Source organism: Zoogloea sp. (genome assembly GCF_017302315.1).
Taxonomy (GTDB): Bacteria; Pseudomonadota; Gammaproteobacteria; order Burkholderiales; family Rhodocyclaceae; genus Zoogloea.
Genome location: NZ_JAFLDT010000150.1, coordinates 1 through 4,435 on the forward strand (window position 1 = coordinate 1; position 4,435 = coordinate 4,435).

The window sequence follows — 4,435 nt, forward strand, 5'->3', positions numbered from 1 at the left end:
CCACCTGCAGAAAGTCTTTCAGTCCCTGGCCGACTGCCTGATCACCAGCAAACTTCCACCCCCCGTCGGCGGCGAAGACCACGGCCCCGTGCGCCTCGGTCAACTGCCGGCGCCCGACGGGCTCCAGGGGCCCTGCCGTAACCCGGAACTACGCGACCCGGCCGCCAACTGGGCCGGAATGATGCGCTACGCCCGCTGCAATGACGGCAGCACCTGCCTGACCGGTGCCGGCCAAGCCTGTCGTGGCGCCCTGATCTTTGGCGGCGAACGCCTGGACAGCCAACACCGGCTTGAACCGCCAGCGCAGCAGGGCAAAGACGCCTACCTGGAGGAGGCCACCCTCGCCACACTGGCCGCGGGGCAAATCGGTGCGCTGCCGGCCCGGATCGATGTTTCCTCCACCGACCGGCACCAGCCCGCCTCCCGCGACGCCGCCCTGTGCCTGCCCTGAACTGGATCCCGCGCGACCATGAAACACCGCAACAGCCCCGGTTTCACCCTCGTCGAAATGGCGGTGGTGCTGCTCATCCTCAGCCTGCTCGCCGGAACCCTGAGCGCCGGACTGTCCAGCCACCTTGCCCGCCGGGCGGAAAGGGCCACCGACGATGCCCTCGACGAAGCCCGTGACACCCTGCTGGGTTACGCCCTGCGCAAGGGCCACTTCCCCTGTCCCGCAAAGGGCCCCCAGGATGGCGCGGAGGATCGCAACGGCAGCACCTGCACCCGGCACGCGGGGCTGCTGCCCTGGGCAACCCTGGGCATCCAGGGGGTGGATGGATGGTCACACCGCCTGCGCTATGCCATAACGCCCGCGTACACCCGAAACATCACCAGCGTCGACGACGGGACCATCGAGATCGTCACCCGCAACCTGGATGGCGCCGAACTCAAGCTCACCACCGCAGGCGGCCTGACCCCGGTGGTCGTCCTGTCCCACGGCCCGAATGGTCTTGGCGCGACGAGCGCCGACGGCAACCGGCTGCCCGCACCGCAGCCCGGCAGCGACGAAGCCCGCAACACCGACGACAACGGCCGCCTGTTCGTGAGCCGCAACCTGTCGGAAAACCCCGGCGCGCCGGGCGGCGCTTTCGACGACCGGGTGACCTGGATCTCCCCCAACCTCATCGCCCACCACCTGATTGGCGCCAACCGCCTTCCCTGAAGACACACACTGCTGCGTTGGCGATACAAACCCCCTCTTGACCGGATCCGCCACCGGCATGACACTCGGGCCCGTCCAAGCAATTCGGGTCATGCCATGCCGGTCGTCCGGTCTCTCGCCCTTCTCAGTCGCCTGATCCATGCCGGTACGCACCCGGAAGACGACGAAGACCTGCGCCTGCGCCTGTCCCTGCTGAACCTTGCCAGCCTGATCTTCGGGCCTGCATCCCTGCTCTGGCTTCTCGTCGCCCATCAGTTCGACCCGGGCTTTTCCGCGATCAGGGGCAGTCTTGTACCGATCCTCATCCTGCTCAACTACGCCCTGTTTCCGGTGCACCGGCGCTTTGCGCTCTACCGGGGCAGTCAGCTCGGGCTGATGCTGCTCTTCCCCCTGTTCAGCCTGCTCGGCCTGACCCCCTCCCCAGCCACCTCGGGCCTGGCCCTGTGGGCGGTCATTGCCCCCGCCTGCGCCCTGCTGACCGTCGGCAACCCGGCATCCAACCTGTGGTTCATCGGGTTTCTGGGCCTCACCGCCCTGTCCGCACACCTCGGCCCACAGGCAGGCAGCCCCTTGTTCACGGCACTTCACGTTGCACTGGTATCGGGCGTGCTCTATCCGCTGCTGCGCTTCGCCCTGCGCCAGCGGGGCAAGACCCGCGCCCGGCTGGCCGCCGCCCACCGCCAGCTGCGCCGCGAACAGGAGCGCTCCGAGCGCCTGCTGCTTAACATCCTGCCGGCCCCCATCGCCGCACGCCTCAAGGAGCAATCAGGAACGATCGCCGACGGACACCCCGAGGTCGTGGTGATGTTTGCCGACATCGTCAATTACACCCGTATCGCCAGCGACATGCCGCCGAAGAAAGTCTTCGCGCTGCTCAACCGGATCTTCTGCCGTTTCGACGAGCTCACCGAAGAACGTGGCCTGGAGCGCATCAAGACCATTGGCGACGGCTACATGGTGGCCGGCGGCCTCAACGCCCACCCCCGTGAACCCCACGCCGCCGCGGCATCCCTGGCCATCGCCATGCAATCCACCCTGCGCGACCCGGCCATCACCGACGGCCTCGAACTCGAACTGCGCATAGGCATCGCCTCCGGCCCCGTCGTGGCCGGCGTGGTGGGGCGGGGGAAATTCATCTACGACCTGTGGGGCGACACTGTCAACCTGGCCTACCGTCTATGCACCGAAGGCGAGCCCAGCGTGATCCAGTGTGACGGCCAGATGTTCGAACGGCTGCGCAACACCTTCGTCTTCGCCAAGCCCCTGCTGCTCTTCCTGAAGGGCAAGGGCTACGTCCCGGTCTATCGCCTGCGCAGCCCGCGCATCTTCGCTGTCACCCCCGCGGCACGGCGGCGCCCGCCGGAAGCCGCCTAATAATGAGGCGGGATCTCTTCCCGCAGATCCCGCGCCTCGGCCGAGGGTGTGGATGACTGCAACTGCCTGGCCAGCGCCACCAGTTGGCGCTGCAGGGCATCGATCTGCTCCTGCTGACGGTGCACGGTGAGGTTGAGGGTATCCACCAGGTCTTCGGTCAGGGCGAGCTTGATCTCGATTTCCATCAGTCGGGATTCCATGTTTCGGCCCTTGTATGAGTGAGAGCGGGATTGTCCCAGCGCCCCGGCCCCGCGCCAAGCCTTGCTTTCCCGCGCATGGTCGACGCTCCCGGCGCTACCGGGGATAATGCCGGGCTGCAAGCTGCCGCCCGAGCAGCACACCCACCCCGAGAGCGCTCCATGAACCATTCCCGCAAACAGCTCGAACTCCTCGCCCCGGCCCGCACTGCGGACATCGGCATCGAGGCGGTCAACCACGGCGCCGACGCCATCTACATCGGAGGTCCGGCCTTCGGGGCGCGGGCCAATGCCGAGAACACGGTGGCCGACATCGAGCGCCTGGCGCGCCATGCCCATCGCTTCGGGGCGCGGGTCTTCGTCACCTGCAACACCATCTTCCACGACGCCGAGCTCGACGGCGCCTCCGCCCTGATCCGCCAGCTCCACGAAGCCGGCGCCGACGCCCTGATCGTCCAGGACATGGGCCTGCTCGAACTCGACCTGCCGCCCATCCAGCTCCACGCCAGCACCCAGACCGACATCCGCCACCCCGAGAAGGCGCGCTTCCTGCAGGACGTGGGCTTTTCGCAGATCGTGCTGGCGCGGGAGATGACCCTCACCGAGATCAGGAAGGTGGCCGCCGCCACCGACTGCACCCTGGAGTTCTTCATCCACGGCGCCCTGTGCGTGGCCTTCTCGGGGCAGTGCTACATCAGCCACGCCCACACCGGGCGCAGCGCCAACCGCGGTGAGTGCTCCCAGGCCTGCCGCCTGCCCTACGACCTGTCGGACAAGGACGGCAACCTGGTGGCCAGCAACCAGCACCTGTTGTCCATGAAGGACAACAACCAGAGCGCCAACATCCGCGCCCTGGCCGACGCGGGCATTTCCAGCTTCAAGATCGAAGGCCGCTACAAGGACATGGCCTACGTCAAGAACATCACCGCCCACTACCGCCTGATCCTCGACGGCATCATGGAGGACGCGCCAGAGTACTCGCGCACCTCCGCCGGTCGCAGCACCTTCCTGTTCCAGCCCCTGGCCGACAAGACCTTCAACCGGGGCGCCACCGACTACTTCGTGAATGGCCGGACCGCCGACATCGGCGCCTTCGATTCGCCCAAGTTCGTCGGCGAGCCGGTGGGCAGTGTGATCCGCCTGGACGGCAAGCAGCGCCGTCACTTCGACACAACAAGCGCAGTCGAGCTGCACAACGGCGACGGCCTCAGCTTCTACGACCGCAAGGGCAAACTGGTCGGCCTGCGGGTGAACCGCGCCGAGAAGATCGGCGAGGACTTCCGTGTGCACACCGCCGAGCCCGTGCCGCCCGATCTCTTCCCGGGCAGCGGCCTGTTCCGCAACCGGGACCATGAATTCGAGCGCATGCTTGAGAAGAAGTCTGCCGAACGCCGCATCACCGTGGACATGCTGTTCGCCGAAACCGCCGACGGCTTCGCCCTCACCCTCACCGACGAAACCGGCATATCGGCCAGCGTCCGCCTGCCCCACGCCAAGGAGCCCGCCAAGGATGCCGAACGCGCCCTGGGCGGCCTGAAGGACAGCCTTGGCAAACTGGGGGCGACGATTTTCGCCGCGGGCCGCATCGACCTGCAGCTGTCCGCGCCGTGCTTCCTCCCCGCCGGCGCCATCAACGCCATGCGCCGGGACGCAGTGGAGCGGCTCGAAGCCGCCCGCCTGGCAGCCCTGCCGCGCCTCGCGC

At 67.5% G+C, this 4,435-nt stretch carries 4 protein-coding genes and 1 pseudogene; 4 read left to right on the forward strand and 1 reads right to left on the reverse strand.

All coding sequences use genetic code 11. The features are described 5' to 3' along the window. The 3 genes and pseudogenes from J0L98_RS21250 to J0L98_RS21260 form a co-directional block, all read left to right on the forward strand. A pseudogene (locus J0L98_RS21250) lies at positions 1-451 on the forward strand (hypothetical protein); the annotation flags it as partial. 18 nt (positions 452-469) lie between these two features. Continuing rightward, the gene (locus tag J0L98_RS21255; protein WP_296414224.1) at positions 470-1,162 is read left to right on the forward strand and encodes a type II secretion system protein; all 693 of its coding nucleotides are present in this window, start codon (positions 470-472) and stop codon (positions 1,160-1,162) included. A 96-nt stretch (positions 1,163-1,258) separates the two neighbouring features. After that, the gene (locus tag J0L98_RS21260) at positions 1,259-2,536 is read left to right on the forward strand and encodes an adenylate/guanylate cyclase domain-containing protein (protein WP_296414225.1); all 1,278 of its coding nucleotides are present in this window, start codon (positions 1,259-1,261) and stop codon (positions 2,534-2,536) included. Here the strand turns inward: J0L98_RS21260 and J0L98_RS21265 are convergent. Next, complete coding sequence (locus J0L98_RS21265; RefSeq protein ID WP_296414226.1) at positions 2,533-2,736, reverse strand: SlyX family protein; 204 nt, start codon at positions 2,734-2,736, stop codon at positions 2,533-2,535. The two genes, J0L98_RS21260 and J0L98_RS21265, sit on opposite strands and share 4 nt — an antisense overlap. A 159-nt stretch (positions 2,737-2,895) precedes the next feature. Between J0L98_RS21265 and J0L98_RS21270 the strand changes: the two genes are divergently transcribed. Continuing rightward, a partial coding sequence (locus J0L98_RS21270) for a U32 family peptidase (protein ID WP_296414227.1) occupies positions 2,896-4,435 on the forward strand: 1,540 nt, incomplete at its 3' end.

What these genes read in the sequence shown, in the direction of transcription:
- J0L98_RS21255 (WP_296414224.1), top strand. Translation starts at nt 470, where the DNA reads ATGAAACACCGCAACAGCCCCGGTTTCACCCTCGTCGAAATGGCGGTG.
- J0L98_RS21260 (WP_296414225.1), top strand. Translation starts at nt 1,259, where the DNA reads ATGCCGGTCGTCCGGTCTCTCGCCCTTCTCAGTCGCCTGATCCATGCC.
- J0L98_RS21265 (WP_296414226.1), bottom strand. Translation starts at nt 2,736, where the DNA reads ATGGAATCCCGACTGATGGAAATCGAGATCAAGCTCGCCCTGACCGAA.